Origin of the sequence: Dietzia sp. Alg238-R159 (genome assembly GCF_900537145.1) — a bacterium.
GTDB lineage: Bacteria > Actinomycetota > Actinomycetes > Mycobacteriales > Mycobacteriaceae > Dietzia > Dietzia kunjamensis.
This window is the reverse complement of record NZ_UNRI01000003.1, coordinates 237,605-252,078: the sequence shown is the minus strand read 5'-3', so window position 1 is coordinate 252,078 and position 14,474 is coordinate 237,605. Positions and strand designations below refer to the sequence as shown.

Genomic DNA, 14,474 nt, shown 5'->3' with positions numbered 1-14,474 from the left:
CTCGGGAAAGGACCAACCACAATGCTGTGGAGCATCATCTCCTGGATCATCGTCGGTGGCCTCGCTGGCTGGATCGCCTCCATGATCATGGGCAAGAACGCACAGATGGGCCTCGTCGCCAACGTTCTCGCCGGCGTGATCGGCGCCTTCATCGTCGGCCTCCTCGTCTCGCTCGTCACCGGTGGCGGTGGCATGCCTGAGGCATTCTCCATCTGGGGCTTCGTCGCCGCGATCATCGGCGCGATCCTGGTCATCTTCATCGTCTCGGCGGTCAAGGGGCGCGGACGCACCAGGGTCTGACCCGGGCGCGAGACGCCAGAGACACCGCTACATCCGGACGGCCCGGCCCCACAAGGGCCGGGCCGTTCGTGTACACCACCCCGAGTAGAAGGAGCCCGTCATGGGACTGTTCGACAAGGCCAAGGACCTCGCCCGCAAGAACCCGGGCAAGGTGGAGTCGGCGCTCGAGAAGGCGGGCGATGCGTTCGACAAGCGCACCGGCGGCAAGCACGCCCAGCACGTCGACACCGCCCAGCAGAAGGCCGGCGAATTCCTCACCGGACGCACTGCGGACGCGCCCGAGGTCCCGGACGCCCCGGACGGCACGCCGACACCGGACCCGGACTCGTCGCAGCACAGCCGCCCGCCGGCCGACGGCCAGCCGCCGGCCTGACCATCATCGACCGCACCGTCAGGCGATGGGGCCGGTGTCCGCCGCGCGCGGCACCGGCCCCGTGGTGTCGACGGTCACTGCCGATAGTGTGTACCCCGTGACGAGCACACGGTCGACCAAGCCCGGGCCGCGGGAGCGGCTCCTGGCGACGGCGACCCGTCTGTTCTCCACCGACGGGATCCGTGCGGTCGGGATCGACCGGATCCTGCGGGAGGCCGGGGTGGCCAAGGCCAGCCTCTACAACACCTACGGGTCCAAGGACGAGCTCGTCGTGGCCTACCTGAGGTCGGTCGCCGAACGGGACCGTGACCTGTGGCAGCGCCGCGCCGACCTCGCCCCGGATGCCCGGGGCCGCATCCTGGCGCTGTTCGACATCGTCCGCGAGCAGGTCGAGCCCGCCATGCCCGGGTCCTGCCACCTCGCGGCGGCGATCGAGTTCCCCAGCCCGGCGACGGACGGCGAGCGCGCCATCCGCGCCGCCGTGGCCGATCAGCGGCAGTGGGTCGCCGAGACCCTGCGCTCCGAGCTCGCCGGCATGGGCCTCGAGGACCCGGACAACATCACCGACCTGGCCGACCGGTTGGCGCTCCTCCACGACGGCTCGGTGACCGCCGCGATGCTCGGTGAGGTCCGGACCACCGCGATGACCGCCCGCAGCATGGCCGAGCTCATCCTGGGGATGGTCACCGACCCGACGTGATCCCCACTGCACTTGATCCCCACTGAGCGATGGGTCAGCCGGCCACCCGCGGTGCGGTGAGCTCGGCAATCCGCTGGGCCGTCGTCGGGTCGTCCTGCGTGGACTGCACGGCCAGCACCCGGGCGTCGCGGGACAGGACCACCAGCGCACCGCCCAGGCCCACCGTACGGCCACCGCTCCAGCCTCCCTCCGCCTGTGAGGGTTCGGCCTCGTCGGAGGGCGCCGACTCCTCCACCAGCTCCGCCGCCCGCTCCGGGGACGCGACCGAATACACGGTGGTCGTGAGCTGCACCTCGCCGTCTGAGTCGTAGAAGAAGCAGGCCGCAGGCTCCACGCCGTCGTCGATCCGCACGTCGGTGACCGGCTGGCCGCTGAGTCGTGTGACCTCGTCGGCGGACAGGTACGGGCACTCGGCATCCGCGACCGGTTCGACCGGCGGCAGTTCCGGCTCGGTCGTCTCGGGAGGGGCGGTCCGGATGGTGCCCATCTCCGGGGCCGGCTCGGAGCCGCCGCACCCGGCGAGGGCACCGAGCAGGACCGCGGACACCGCGACGAGGGCTGGGGAGGCGGGTTTGCGCATACCGCCAGGATAGATGCCGGGTCGGTCAGTACTGTTGACCGTGGCGGTGCGGCTGACCGCCGACACGGCGACGGCACCGGGAGGTGGCAGATGGGCGACTCCACGAGCATCGCTGCGGGCGCCGACCGCGCGGAGGACCGCCGCCGCGACCTGCGCGGTGCGATCTCCGCCGCCGCGGTCGATCTGGTGATCGAGCGGGGACTCGACGCGGTGACGGTCGACGAGATCGCCCGAGCCGCCAACGTGTCGCGGCGGACGTTCTTCAACTACTTCCCGTCCAAGGCCGCCGCCTGCATCCCGGACACGCCCCCCGCCGGTCGCGACGCGGTGAGGGAATTCCTCACCGACCGCAGCGTGTCCACCATGACCGCCCTCTCACGGCTCATGTGGCACCAGGTGTCCAACGCACGGCGACAGAGCCGGGCCTTCGACCGATTCCACGACATGTGGCGCCGGGAGGCGAGCGTCCGCACCCAGGTCTACGAGATCCTGGCGTGCAACGAGAAGGAGCTGGCGTCCCTGGTGGCGCGCCGGGAGGGGCGGGAACCGGACTCGGTGGAGGCCGCGACGGTGGCGGCCGCGTCGATCGCGATCCTCCGCATCGCCGTAGAACGGTGGCGCACCGACGAGCCGGGTTCCCTGCTCGAGTACCGCATCCGGGAATCGTTCGATGCGATCCGAGGCTCGGTGACCGAGCCGACCGACGTCGCCAGAGGCCCGGCTGCCCCCGACGGCGCCGTGCCTGGTTAGAAAGCGCCGCCGAGCGTCCGGACCAGGCGGTCGCCCATGCGTTGGTAGGCGCGCGCCTCGCGGCCCGCGGCACCGGGCAGCACCGAGAAGGTGCGCGGCCGCCACACCGTCCGGACGGTGACGGTGACCTCGTCCGTCCCGGGGTGCAGGTCGATGTGGCAGCGGTGCTCGGCCACCGCGGTGTTGCCCTCGAGGGTGCCGACGACGACGCCCTGCCGGAGCGACTCGTCGATCAGGTCGACAAGTCGGCAGGGGCCACGCATCGGCCCGTCGAGCACGACGAGGTCCGATGCCAGGGGCGGATCCGCCGGGGCCGTCCTGATCCCCGCACGGGCGTGGGCGGCCAGACTCAGCAGATCGTCCGCGGCCCCGTCGAACAGGGCGACGCCCTCGCCGAGCACGGCGTGGGCGATGACCTCCCTCCACCCCCCGGGAGGTCTCCCGTGTTCGTGCAGGTCCGAACGCCGGTAGCCGAGTGCGGGCCCCGGCAGCGGCTGCGCGTCCCGCCCGCGTCTCGCTTCCACACCCGGCAGTGTCGCCGAGCGAGATGAGCGGGCCGCGCACGCGCGGTGAACGCCGGACGTCGGGGTCATGGCCGTGGGGCCGACCCGTAGGATCGGGCCATGCGATCGCAGCGACCCCGTCCGGCGCGCGGACGCCGTCTCGCCGGAGGGTTCGTCGCCCTGGCGGCCACGGTGACTGTCGCCGGATGCACTGCCACCGGCCCCGGTTCGGGTGACGCGGGCCCGCCGAGACTCACCCCGAATCCCCGGCACGACGTCGCCGCCGAGATGGTCGAGGGTCGGCCCGCGCCCGAGGAACGACTCAACGCCTGCGAGCTCCTCGACCTGACCACCGAGGAGATCATCGACCTCACCGGTGCCGACATGCCGGAGGTCGCCCCGACCGGTTCCGGCGACCTGGGGCTGCTGTGCACCTACGGCGGCCCGGGGTCACCCGAGAGGTACCAAGCCGGACTGGCGGGCACCAGCACGACCGACGCCGACGCGGCGGGCACCGACGCCGACGCCGCCGAGGTCTCGGATACGGAGTCGGCGGACACGGAGGGCGCGGCGGACACGGCGGGCGCCGCGGGCGCTGCAGGCGAGGCGGAGGCCACGACCGACGCGCCGACAGCCGACGCCACGACCGACGAGTCGGCGACGACCTCGGCGACCACGGTGACGACCACCCCGCCGGCCTTCGATCCGGACGTCGTCCCCGACACCGTCGCCGCCGGGGTCGTCACCCCCCGCGACGGTGCCCAGGCCGCGCTCGCGGGTCAGGCCGCACTGCTGGGCGCCAGGTACGCCTGCTCGGAGATCCGCGAAGCGGGCGCCGCGGAGGCCGGCCTGACGGCCCCGGGCGAGCCCGGGGCACCCGCCGCGGTCGGCCCACGGCCCGCCACGATGTACATCGACTGCGTGGCGGCACCCACCGGCGGCGGCGTCGAGGTGCACACGATCCTGGTCTCCGGCGACGAACTGTGGCACATCACCATGCTCAGGCCCGAGACGCCCAGATCACCGCAGACCGAGGCGGTCGCGCTGGCCGGGCTGCACCGCGTGGCACGGGAGATCGTCGGCTAGAAGTGGGCTGAAATGACGGGAACGGCGCCGGAGCCCCTCAGCATCCGACGCCGTCCCTCCATCTGGCAGATCGCGTACGATCCGGCCTCCACGCTGCCTCTCGGCTGCGGGTCGGCACCCCCCAGGTGCCCCGGTCGGGAAGACCGGCCCCTCGTTACGTGAAGTCGCAGCCCCTCAGCAACCACTTCACTTCGCCACCCACCCCTCGGCGGTGACTGAGATGACCCTATGTTGCACCTGCTGTTCGGTCAAGCCCATGATCAGGCGATTCTCCGTTGACTTCCGCTCAACTACGGCCCCCGCATGGATCTACCAGCAGTTCTCCCCGCGGCGATACCAACGAACGGTGGAAAGGTGCCCGGCCGGGTCGGTGCGCGTCCCCCGCGGAGCGGGCACCCACCGTGATCCCCGCCCGACCTCGGAGATGTACAGGCCGGGCACCTGATATGTACTGTTACTGATGTTACTTATGTGACGCGTGGGGTTGGCTGTCCGCCCTCACGCGACCCCCGCTGTCGCCGCCCGCCGCGGTGCCCGCTTCCGAGGAGAACGATGTCTCGCCGCACCCGGTCCTTCGCAACGCTTCTGGCCACGGCCTGCCTCGTCGTCGTCGGCCTCTCCCCCGCCGCCTCCGCGCAGTCACTCCTCGGTCCCACCGGATCCACCGGCTCGGTCGGCGCGCTCGGACTCGAGTCCGCACCACTGCCCGCGGTCGGCGGATCGACCGGCGTGCTCACCATGCCCGTCCCCGCCGTGGGACGGACCACGGCCGAGACCGGGGTGGCCTCGGTCTACCCCACCTCGGGCGAGACGGTGGGCGTCGCGCAACCGGTGATGATCCGGTTCGACCAGCCCGTCGCCGACCGTGCCCGCGCCGAGGCGTCGGTGGGAATCCGCACGGCGCCCGCCGTGGACGGCAAGTTCTACTGGGTCGGCGACTCGGAACTGCGCTGGCGACCACACGAGTTCTGGCCCGCGGGCACCTCCATCACCGTGTGGGCCGGAGGGCGTGAGACCGTCTTCCGCACCGGCGACGCGGTGATCTCGACCTATGACGACGCCACCCACACCGTCACCGTCACCCGCAACGGCCAGGTGGTGCGCACCATGAAGGCTTCCGCCGGCCGCGACGCCTACGCCACCCACAACGGCGTCTACTACAACGGCTGGCGGGCCCGCGAGGTGCGCATGGACTCGGAGACCTGGGGACTGTCCCGGACCGCCGGCGGGTACGACACGATCGTGGAGAACGGCGTGCGGCTGAGCTACGACGGCATCTTCATCCACTCGGCGCCGTGGTCGGTCGCCGACCAGGGTGTCCGGAATGTCTCGCACGGCTGCATCAACGTCAGCCCCGAGGACGCGGCCTGGTACTTCGACAACACCCGCAATGGCGACCCGTTCATCGTCACCGGCGGCCCCGGCCGACCGTTCGGCGCGTTCGACGGTCAGGGCGACTGGAACTACTGACCGCGGGCGGCCGCGGGCCGCCGCTCCGAAACACTTCGGTTGTGACGCACGATATATCCGGGTAGAAGTCTGTCGTAACGCTTAGAGAATCCCTCGCCGTCCTCAGGAGCCCCTCACATGACCCGTTCCTCCCGCCCCTCGGTGGCCGCCGCGGTCCTCGCCGCGATCGCGCTCCTCATGGGGGTGTCGGTCGGCGCGGGCACCGCCCCGACCGCCGAGGCCCAGTCCGTCATGCCGCTGAGCCCTCCCGGGGTGCCGCAGCTCGAGAACGCGCCCCTGTACACGCCGGCCATCCCGGGCGTCGCCGCGATGCCCGTACTGACCTACCCGGTCATCGGGCCCGCGCGGCCGACACCCGAGTACGGCAACGTCGACATCTTCCCCACCCCGAACGAGATCGTGGGCGTGGCACAGCCGGTCATGTTCTTCTTCGACCGCCCCATCCGCGACCGGGCGCGGGCCGAGGCCACGATCGGCATCCGCACCGAGCCGGCGGTCCCGGGCAAGTTCTACTGGGTGAACGACCGCGAGGTGCGCTGGCGGCCCCACGAGTTCTGGCCGGTCATCACCTCCGTGACCGTGTGGGCCGGTGGCAAGCGTCAGCAGTCGTTCCGGACCGGCGACGCCGTGATCGCCGTGTTCGACGACCGCACCAAGCTCGTCACCGTCACCCGCAACGGCCAGCACATCCGCACCATGCGAGCCTCCGCCGGACGGCCCGGCTGGGAGACCTACAACGGCACCTACTACACCGGCCAGCGCGGCCGTGAGGTCCGCATGAACTCGGAGACGTTCGGTCTGCGCATCGAGGACGGCGGGTACAACTCGATCATCAACGACGCCGTCCGGCTCTCCTACGACGGCATCTACATCCACTCCGCACCGTGGTCGGTCGCCGACCAGGGTGTCCGCAACGTCTCCCACGGCTGCATCAACGTCAGCCCCGCCGACGCCCGCTGGTACTACGACACCAGCCGCAACGGCGACCCGTTCATCGTCAAGAACGGGCCCGGCCGCCCGTTCGGCGCGTTCGACGGCCAGGGCGACTGGAACTACTGACGCCCGCTCGCCGGCGGCCCGGCCGTCCGGAATGAGAAGCGTGGGGACATCATGCTTTTCAACACCTGTACCGGTTAGACCTCGCCGGGCCACCGGCGGTCAATCGTCCGGAAAGGACCCGTTCACCTCTCCCGGCCAGGCTGCACAGCGTGCAGACTCTGTCCTCCCCGGTCGACGGGCACCCGGCGACCGCTCCCCCTGACCTCGCCGAGCGCGGCCCGGCCCGGCGCCGGGCCCGGGCGGGCGGACTGTTCCGCGAGAAGGCGCTCTTCGTCGCTCTGGTGTTGCCCAACCTGGCACTGCTCGGCGTGTTCACCTACCGGCCGTTGCTGGACAACTTCCGGCTGAGCTTCTTCGACTGGAACATCTCCTCCCCCACCTCGACGTTCGTGGGAGCCGCCAACTATGTCGAGTGGTTCGGGCGGGACGACAGCTGGCTGATCCTGCGAAACACCGGCGTGTTCACCGTCTCGGCCGTCGTGGGGTCCATGGTGCTCGGGCTGGCCCTGGCCCTGCTGCTCGACCAGCAGCTCATCGGTCGCGGCATCGTGCGCTCGGCGGTGTTCGCGCCGTTCGTCATCGCCGGGGCTGCCATCGGCGTGGCGTTCCAGTTCATCTTCGATCCCCGGTTCGGCATGGTCTCGGCACTGCTCACAATGGTCGGACTCCCGGTGCCGGACTTCTACCAGGACCCCGACTGGGCGCTGGCGATGATCACCATCACCTACATCTGGAAGAACCTGGGCTACTCGTTCGTCATCTATCTGGCGGCGCTCCAAGCCAAACCCGCAGAGCTCTACGAGGCCGCCGAGATCGACGGCGCCGGCCGGTGGACCACCTTCCGCTCGGTGACACTGCCCATGCTGCGCCCCACGACGTTCTTCTTGTCGATCACCGTGATGCTCAACTCGCTCCAGGTCTTCGACATCATCTACGTGATGACCCGCGGTGGGCCCCAGGGCAACGCCACCACGACCATGGTCTTCCAGGTCTATCAGGAGACCTTCCAGAACTTCCGGGCCGGCTACGGAGCCACGGTCGCGACGATCATGTTCCTCATCCTGCTGGTCATCACCTACCTACAGGTCCGCGTCATGGACAGGAACGCCCGATGAGCACTATCCGCGCAGGCTCCACGCCGACCATGATCATCGGGTACGCGGTGATGATCCTCGTCCTGCTGGTCATCGGCCTCCCGCTGTTCTGGGTGGTCGTCACCTCCCTCAAACCGGACAACCAGGTCTACGTCCAGCCGCCGGTGTGGTGGCCTTCCCCGCTGACCGGTGACGCGTACCCGCAGGTGCTCTCCGAGGTCCCGTTTCTCCGGTACTTCACCAACTCGGTGGTCATCACCGGCCTGCTCAGCATCGTGAAGATCACGTTGGGGGTCCTCAGCGCCTACGCGTTCGTCTTCCTTCGCTTCCCAGGCCGGTCCGTCCTGTTCATGGTCGTGCTCGCGGCCCTGATGGTGCCCAACCAGATCACGGTGATCTCCAACTACGCACTCGTGGCGCAGCTCGGGTGGATCAACACGTTCCAGGGCATCATCATCCCGCTGGCGGGGGTCGCGTTCGGCACCTTCCTCATGCGCAACCACTTCCTGACCCTGCCGTACGAGATCATCGAGGCCGCGCGGATGGACGGGTGCGGGCACCTCAAGCTGCTGTTCCGGGTCGTACTGCCGATGAGTTGGCCCACCCTGGTCGCCTTCGCGCTCATCACCGTGGTCAACGAGTGGAACGAGTACCTCTGGCCATTCCTCATCGCCTCCGACGACCGCGTCGCCCCGCTCCAGGTCGGGCTGGCCCGCCTCGTCAACACCGACGGCGGTTACACCGACTGGCCGATGGTCATGGCCGCCACGGTGCTCACCATCACCCCGATCCTCGTCGTGTTCCTCATCCTCCAGCGCCACATGATCAAGGGCCTGACCTCCGGCGCGGTGAAGGGATGACCCACTCCGCGCGATCCCACCTCCAATCCCGTCGGGCCGAACCGGTCCGGCAGCAACGAAAGGTCCGACACGAATGAACCCCATGAACCGTCGCGGATTCCTCGGCGTCCTCGGCGCCACCGCGGCCGCCACCACCCTCACCGCCTGCGCGGGCGCGGGCGGCGACACATCCGGTGAGTCGGGCGGAACCGCCTCCGGCGGCGACACCGGCACCATCACGTTCTGGTCCAACCACCCCGGTGACTCCAAGTCACTCGAGACCGACATCATCGCGGCGTTCGAGTCGGAGAATCCGGGCCTCAAGGTCAACCTCGTCGACGGCGGGAAGAACTACGAGGAGGTCGCCCAGAAGTTCAACGCGGCACTCACCGGCGGCGAGCTGCCCGACGTCGTCGTGGTCTCCGACGTCACCTGGTTCAACTTCGCGCTCAACCGGCAGATCACCCCGCTGAACGACCTGTTCACCGAGGCCGGCGTCGATACCGCTGACTACGTCGACGCCCTGCTGGGCGACTACGTCCTCGAGGGCGACAACTTCGGCGTGCCCTTCGCGCGGTCGACGCCGCTGTTCTACTACAACAAGGAGGTGTGGCGGGCCGCCGGGCTGCCCGACCGCGGCCCGGAGAACTGGACCGAGTTCGCGGAGTGGGCACCCCGCCTACAGGACGCCATCGGGGACGGCAAGCACGCCATCGCGATGTACGACGGCTCCAACTACATGGACTGGACCGGGCAGAACATCATCTGGGACTTCGACGGCGCCTTCTCCCGCGACTGGACCCCGACCTTCACCGACGACGGCACCATTCGCGGCATGGAGTACATCAAGAAGCTCGACGACGACGGTTTCCTGGTGGTCTCCGCCGACTCGATCGTCGAGTTCGGTTCCGGTCTCGCCGCGTGTGCACTGGCCTCCACCGGCTCGCTCGCCACCGCCAAGACCAACGCCGGTTTCGAGTTCGGCACGGCCTTCCTGCCCGGGGCGGCCGAGAAGAACTCCTGCCCGACCGGCGGCGCGGGCGTCGCGATCCCGGCCGGTATCTCCGACGAGCGCAAGCTCAACGCCATGAAGTTCATCGACTTCCTCACCAACACGCAGTCGACGGCGACCTTCGCGCAGGGAACCGGGTACATGCCGGTCCGTAAGTCCGCCCGCGAGGCGCAGGAGATCAAGGCCTACCTGTCCGAGACCCCGCAGGCGGTCACCGCGATCGACCAGCTCGCGCACACCCGGCCTCAGGACAACGCCCGTGTCCTGGTACCCAACGGTGGTAGGCGCATCGGTGGCGCGTTCGACCGTGTCCTCGGTGGCGCCGACATCCGCGAGACCATGCAGCAGGTGCAGGACGAGACCGCGCAGATCATCGAGACCCAGATCCAGCCGAAGCTCAACGGCTGACCGGTCACCGCCGGCGATCGCCTACGCCCGGGGCCGGGCACCTCGTATCCGGCCCCGGCGTCGGCGTCGTTCGGCGGCCCCGGCCCCACCCCTGACCCCACAGCCGCGTCACCTCCCCCGAACATTCACGCACGAGGAGCACCCCACCCGATGGCCACCGTCCGCTTCGACCACGCGACCCGCCGGTTCGACAAGGGATCGGCGCCCGCCGTCGACGCCCTCGACATCGACATCACCGACGGCGAGTTCCTCGTCCTGGTCGGCCCCTCCGGCTGCGGCAAGTCCACCAGCCTGAGGATGCTCGCAGGTCTGGAACCCGTCGACGCCGGCCGCGTGTTCATCGACGAGCTCGACGTGTCCGGCGTCGCTCCCCGCGACCGCGACGTGGCCATGGTGTTCCAGAACTACGCGCTGTATCCCAACATGACGGTCGCCCAGAACATGGGGTTCGCACTGCGCAACGCCGGCGTCAACAAGTCCGACACCCGCAAGCAGGTCGAGGAGGCCGCGCGGATCCTGCAGCTGGATCCCCTCCTCCACCGCAAACCCTCCCAACTGTCCGGCGGCCAGCGCCAGCGGGTCGCCATGGGTCGGGCGATCGTGCGTCGGCCCAAGGTGTTCTGTATGGACGAGCCACTGTCGAACCTCGACGCCAAGCTGCGGGTCTCCACCCGCGGGGAGATCGCCGGGCTGCAACGACGGCTGGGCGTGACCACGGTGTACGTCACCCACGACCAGGTCGAGGCCATGACGATGGGTACGCGCGTCGCGGTGCTCAGAGACGGCGTCCTCCAACAGGTCGCGGCCCCCCGCGAGCTGTATGACCGGCCGGTCAACGCGTTCGTCGCCGGCTTCATCGGCACGCCGGCCATGAACCTCCTCGAGGTGGCGGTCGAGGGCTCCCGGGCCCACGTCGGTGACGCCGAGGTGGCCATCCCCGCCTCACTCGAGGGCCGCGACCGCGTCACCCTCGGTGCCCGACCGGAGTCACTGCGGGTTGTGGGCGAGGACGAACCCGGCCTGGATCTGGTGGTGGACCTGGTCGAGGAGCTGGGCGCGGAGTCCTTCGCGTACGGCCACACCGACGCCGGCGACCGGATCGCCGTGCGCCTGGACCGGGCACACGGGACCGCGGTCGGCGAGCGCCTCCGCGTCCGGCACGTCGACTCCGAGGTCCACGCGTTCGACCCCGAGACCGGCCTCCGCTTGAACTGATCCGGCGCGCCTGGTCACCGGGGCGGAACGGGCGCGAGCACGCCCAGCAGCTGATCCGCGGGAACGCAGCGCGGCGGCGGGCCGGCCGGCTCGACACCACCCGGGCCCCGCGGCCCGCCGAGGGCGTCGATCACCAGGTCCACCGCTCGAGGCGACGCCAGCACGGTCAGGTGCCCCGAGCGGTCGACCTCGCAGCCGTCCTGCAGCCGCACCACGTCCAGGTCCACGAAGTCCGGCACCTCCGGCGCCACCACCGGCCCGGTGAGTTCGTCGTAGTCCGATGACACCGCCACGTACCGCACCCCGCGCGCGAACGGGACGCCCTCCTCGCCCAGCCACGCGAGCGTCGCCTCGGCGTCCTGCCGCGCGGTGTCGGGCGACAGCACGCCGAGCAGATCGGTGACGAACTCGGGTGGCCCGTCGCCGGACCGGGCGGGATCGGCGCCCAGCGTGACGACGGTGCGCACGGCGTCGGCCCGGGCGGTCGCGGTGACGTAGGAGGCGATGATCGCGCCCTGCGAGTGCCCCACCAGGTCCACCTCGGCGGCCCCGGTGAGCGCACGCACCCGGTCGATCTCGGCGGCGAGCTGCGGCGCCGAGGCGCCGGTGAGCGAGTCGACGCCGCCCACAGACGCCGGGGCGCCGCCGGGTCCGGGTGGCGCGCCCACGGTGGGGGCCCAGACGCAGTAGCCCTCGGCGGCCAGTGCGGCGCCGAAGGTGGCCCACGAGTTCCCGCCGGTGAGCCCGGTGCCGTGCACGAGGATCACCGGCGCGGGGCGCTGCGCGGTCGGCCGGCAGTCGTCCCGGTTGATGCCGGGCGGATCGGCCAGGCCGTGGGTGAGTTGGTACGCCGCGCCGTCCCACCACCGCCACGGGACCTGGTCCGTGGTGGGGGCGGGAGCGGCCGCCGCCGTGGGCGCGGCAGCCGCGGGGACGGGGGCGACGACGACGAGGGCCGCCGCCGCGAGCAGTCCCGCGATCCCGGTCCGGTTCACGATCGCGGCAGCGGGGGGATCGGTCCCAGGTACGGGGCGACCGCCTCACACCGCGGTTCACGCGGGTCGGCGGGGTCGAGGGCGTTGAGCACGAAGTCCKCGGTCCGGGGATCCGAGGCGATGGCCAGGTGCTCGGCCCGGTTCTGCTCACACCCGTCCTGGATGGTGATGTTGGTGGCCCGCGGACCCTCGACGACACCGACGGTGTACGGCCGGACCAGCTGGTCGTAGCGGGTCACGAGGTTGAGGTAGGTCACGCCCGGCGCATAGGGGGTGCCACCCGACCACAGGAGTTCGAGCGTCTCCGACCCGGCCGCCATCCGGCCGAGGGACGGCGCGATCTCGACCGCGCGTCCGCGGTCCCCGCTGGCCAGGGCGGTCCCGATCGCCCCGGACCCGGTCCCGCGGGAGCCGTGCCACAGCGGGGCTACCGAGGCGACGGTGTTCACCTTGCCGGGCCGGCCGACCTTGGCGACCAGGCCGGAGACGAGCGTCCCCTGCGAGTGGCCGACGAGGTCGACCTGCTCGGCACCGGTCGAGGCGAGGACGCGGTCGACGAACTCGCCGACCTGCGGCACCGATACCTCCGTGATGTCCGACAGGCCGCCCAGGAGACTGACCGGCCACGGCTGGCCGGGCAGCGCCCCGTAGGTGAGCGTGTAGACGCAGTAGCCCTCGTTGTGCAGCAGCGGCCCGTAGGTGGCCCAGTTGGTGACCGCGCCGCCCCAGGTGCCGTGGACCAACACCACGGGGCGCGGCTTGTCGGCGGTGGGGCGGCACGACCAGTCGTTGGCCCCGGGCAGCTCCGCCCCCGGGGCGGTGAGCGCCCGGGCGGCTCCGGAGAAGAAGGAGTACGGCACCGGCAGCGGTGCCCGTGTCGACGGGTCGGTGGCGTTCGCGGCGCCCGCGCCCGTCACCGCGAGGAGGGCGGCGGCGGTGACGGCCAGGGCGGCCCGCAGGGTTCTCATGTGCTCATTAAGCCACGCCCGGTGATCATCGGGAGGTCCTTCGCGTACACGAGTCCCGGCGCCGCCGCCACGACCGCCTCCACCGAGTTGACCAGCCGCATCGCGGTGACGAGCATGCCGGAGACGTTGTGATCGCCGTGCTCGGCGTGGTGTCCGAACTCCACCCGCATCGCGGGATCGCCGGTGATCTCGATGCGGTAGCAGCCGTCGCCGTGGTCCGGGCGCGGCCAGTCGGGGGCCTGGTCGTGGGCAGTGCGAGTGACGTGCTCCAGGACGATGCGGTCCTCGCCGTCGACCTGCCCCACCACCTCGAACCGCAGCGCGGCCTGCGTCCCCTCCGGGACCTCGCACGCAAGCAGGGTCAGGTCGCGGTCCGCGGGCAGGCGCTCGTGTCGCTCCAGGAGCGGTTCGTCGAGGGTGACGTCGAGGGCGGCCGCGAGCTGGCGGACCACCGATCCCCAGCCCGCCGCGAGCATCCCCGGACGCAGCAGTGGCGGCAGCGAGTCCATGGGCCCGCCGAAACCGAACAGTCGCCGCATGGTTTCACCCTGGTGGTACACGGAGTAGTCGGCGATCTCGCCCACGTGGATGTGGTCGATCCGCCGGGACAAGCTGGTCAAGGCCAGCGGCAGGACGTCGTTGGCGAAGCCGGGGTCGATGCCGTTGACGTGCAGTGTGGCGCCGCCTTCACGTCCGGCGGCGGCGAGCTCGGAGATCATCTCCTCGGGCAGGGTGCCGTGCGGGTACTGCAGCAGCACCGGACCGGAGGCCACCACGTCGATACCGGCGCGCAGGAAGCGGCAGAAGTCGGAGATCGCGTCCACGAACCGCGTCTCGGTCTCGGCGGTGTAGACCACCGCGTCCGGGTCCAGCGCGAGCAGCGCGTCAGTGTCATCGGTGGACGCGATACCCAGGTCGCGGTCCACCCCGGCGAGTCGCCCGGCGTCCACGCCGACCTTGGCCGGGTCGGAGACGTACAGGCCCACCAGTTCCAGCTCGGGCCGGGCGGCGATCGCCTCGACTGCCATCCGGCCCAGATACCCCGTCGACCATTCCACTACCCGGATCGTCATGGGCACCGACACTATCCGTCGCCCCGACCCGGGGGTTGCCGCTTCCACG

The 14,474-nt window shown here is 70.8% G+C and carries 16 protein-coding genes; 11 read left to right on the top strand and 5 right to left on the bottom strand.

The annotated features are described in order from the left end of the window. Positions 1-21 precede the first annotated feature (21 nt). The 3 genes from G6R20_RS09665 (at position 22) to G6R20_RS09655 (ending at position 1,373) form a co-directional block, all read left to right on the top strand. Positions 22-300, top strand: coding sequence for a GlsB/YeaQ/YmgE family stress response membrane protein (locus G6R20_RS09665; protein WP_067717194.1), 279 nt, complete (start codon positions 22-24; stop codon positions 298-300). A gap of 100 nt (positions 301-400) precedes the next feature. After that, positions 401-673 (top strand): antitoxin, encoded by a 273-nt coding sequence (locus G6R20_RS09660; protein ID WP_163376254.1) that lies wholly within the window; start codon positions 401-403, stop codon positions 671-673. Between the two features lie 97 nt (positions 674-770). Next, a complete protein-coding gene (locus G6R20_RS09655; protein WP_163376253.1) occupies positions 771-1,373 on the top strand; it encodes a TetR/AcrR family transcriptional regulator in 603 nt (200 codons plus the stop codon). Positions 1,374-1,407: 34 nt separating this feature from the next. Here the strand turns inward: G6R20_RS09655 and G6R20_RS09650 are convergent, their stop codons facing one another. Continuing rightward, positions 1,408-1,953, bottom strand: coding sequence for a DUF2020 domain-containing protein (locus G6R20_RS09650; protein ID WP_096906668.1), 546 nt, complete (start codon positions 1,951-1,953; stop codon positions 1,408-1,410). 90 nt (positions 1,954-2,043) lie between these two features. Between G6R20_RS09650 and G6R20_RS09645 the strand changes: the two genes are divergently transcribed. Continuing rightward, the gene (locus G6R20_RS09645; protein WP_163376252.1) at positions 2,044-2,703 is read left to right on the top strand and encodes a TetR family transcriptional regulator; all 660 of its coding nucleotides are present in this window, start codon (positions 2,044-2,046) and stop codon (positions 2,701-2,703) included. Here G6R20_RS09645 and G6R20_RS09640 read toward each other — a convergent pair. Beyond that, positions 2,700-3,227, bottom strand: a complete 528-nt coding sequence (locus tag G6R20_RS09640) for a DUF1990 family protein (RefSeq protein ID WP_159148153.1) — start codon at positions 3,225-3,227, stop codon at positions 2,700-2,702. The two genes, G6R20_RS09645 and G6R20_RS09640, sit on opposite strands and share 4 nt — an antisense overlap. Positions 3,228-3,326: 99 nt before the next feature. Between G6R20_RS09640 and G6R20_RS09635 the strand changes: the two genes are divergently transcribed. The 7 genes from G6R20_RS09635 to ugpC all read left to right on the top strand — a co-directional run bounded on the left by G6R20_RS09635 (position 3,327) and on the right by ugpC (position 11,389). Further along, positions 3,327-4,292, top strand: coding sequence for a hypothetical protein (locus G6R20_RS09635; protein ID WP_163376251.1), 966 nt, complete (start codon positions 3,327-3,329; stop codon positions 4,290-4,292). 552 nt (positions 4,293-4,844) lie between these two features. Further along, positions 4,845-5,762, top strand: coding sequence for a L,D-transpeptidase (locus G6R20_RS09630; RefSeq protein WP_163376250.1), 918 nt, complete (start codon positions 4,845-4,847; stop codon positions 5,760-5,762). A 117-nt stretch (positions 5,763-5,879) separates the two neighbouring features. Further along, entirely contained in the window at positions 5,880-6,821 is a 942-nt protein-coding gene (locus tag G6R20_RS09625; protein WP_163376249.1) for a L,D-transpeptidase, read from the top strand. Between the two features lie 248 nt (positions 6,822-7,069). Next, a complete protein-coding gene (locus G6R20_RS09620; RefSeq protein ID WP_067717214.1) occupies positions 7,070-7,936 on the top strand; it encodes a sugar ABC transporter permease in 867 nt (288 codons plus the stop codon). Continuing rightward, a complete protein-coding gene (locus G6R20_RS09615; RefSeq protein WP_096906662.1) occupies positions 7,933-8,775 on the top strand; it encodes a carbohydrate ABC transporter permease in 843 nt (280 codons plus the stop codon). Before G6R20_RS09620 ends, G6R20_RS09615 begins: the two co-directional genes overlap by 4 nt. Positions 8,776-8,848: 73 nt before the next feature. Beyond that, on the top strand, positions 8,849-10,174 hold the full coding sequence (locus G6R20_RS09610; protein ID WP_163376248.1) for an ABC transporter substrate-binding protein: 1,326 nt from the start codon (positions 8,849-8,851) through the stop codon (positions 10,172-10,174). 150 nt (positions 10,175-10,324) lie between these two features. Beyond that, entirely contained in the window at positions 10,325-11,389 is a 1,065-nt protein-coding gene (gene ugpC, locus G6R20_RS09605) for a sn-glycerol-3-phosphate ABC transporter ATP-binding protein UgpC (protein WP_067717165.1), read from the top strand. Positions 11,390-11,403: 14 nt separating this feature from the next. On the opposite strand, the gene G6R20_RS09600 is transcribed toward ugpC, so the two are convergent. Genes G6R20_RS09600 through G6R20_RS09590 form a run of 3 tightly spaced genes read right to left on the bottom strand, consistent with a single transcriptional unit; the run spans position 11,404 to position 14,425 of the window. Further along, positions 11,404-12,384 carry an alpha/beta fold hydrolase gene (locus tag G6R20_RS09600; RefSeq protein WP_240341370.1) on the bottom strand — a complete coding sequence of 327 codons (981 nt, stop codon included), beginning with the start codon at positions 12,382-12,384 and terminating at the stop codon, positions 11,404-11,406. Beyond that, positions 12,381-13,352 carry an alpha/beta fold hydrolase gene (locus tag G6R20_RS09595; RefSeq protein WP_163376247.1) on the bottom strand — a complete coding sequence of 324 codons (972 nt, stop codon included), beginning with the start codon at positions 13,350-13,352 and terminating at the stop codon, positions 12,381-12,383. The genes G6R20_RS09600 and G6R20_RS09595 overlap by 4 nt, the downstream gene beginning before the upstream one ends. Further along, on the bottom strand, positions 13,349-14,425 hold the full coding sequence (locus tag G6R20_RS09590) for a diacylglycerol kinase (RefSeq protein ID WP_163376246.1): 1,077 nt from the start codon (positions 14,423-14,425) through the stop codon (positions 13,349-13,351). Before G6R20_RS09590 ends, G6R20_RS09595 begins: the two co-directional genes overlap by 4 nt. Between the last annotated feature and the right edge of the window lie 49 nt (positions 14,426-14,474).

Bases quoted from the DNA above. Each gene is read 5' to 3' on its own strand.
- G6R20_RS09665 (WP_067717194.1), top strand. From the start codon at position 22: ATGCTGTGGAGCATCATCTCCTGGATCATCGTCGGTGGCCTCGCTGGC.
- G6R20_RS09660 (WP_163376254.1), top strand. From the start codon at position 401: ATGGGACTGTTCGACAAGGCCAAGGACCTCGCCCGCAAGAACCCGGGC.
- G6R20_RS09650 (WP_096906668.1), bottom strand. From the start codon at position 1,953: ATGCGCAAACCCGCCTCCCCAGCCCTCGTCGCGGTGTCCGCGGTCCTG.
- G6R20_RS09645 (WP_163376252.1), top strand. From the start codon at position 2,044: ATGGGCGACTCCACGAGCATCGCTGCGGGCGCCGACCGCGCGGAGGAC.
- G6R20_RS09635 (WP_163376251.1), top strand. From the start codon at position 3,327: ATGCGATCGCAGCGACCCCGTCCGGCGCGCGGACGCCGTCTCGCCGGA.
- G6R20_RS09630 (WP_163376250.1), top strand. From the start codon at position 4,845: ATGTCTCGCCGCACCCGGTCCTTCGCAACGCTTCTGGCCACGGCCTGC.
- G6R20_RS09625 (WP_163376249.1), top strand. From the start codon at position 5,880: ATGACCCGTTCCTCCCGCCCCTCGGTGGCCGCCGCGGTCCTCGCCGCG.
- G6R20_RS09615 (WP_096906662.1), top strand. From the start codon at position 7,933: ATGAGCACTATCCGCGCAGGCTCCACGCCGACCATGATCATCGGGTAC.
- G6R20_RS09610 (WP_163376248.1), top strand. From the start codon at position 8,849: ATGAACCCCATGAACCGTCGCGGATTCCTCGGCGTCCTCGGCGCCACC.
- ugpC (WP_067717165.1), top strand. From the start codon at position 10,325: ATGGCCACCGTCCGCTTCGACCACGCGACCCGCCGGTTCGACAAGGGA.
- G6R20_RS09590 (WP_163376246.1), bottom strand. From the start codon at position 14,425: ATGACGATCCGGGTAGTGGAATGGTCGACGGGGTATCTGGGCCGGATG.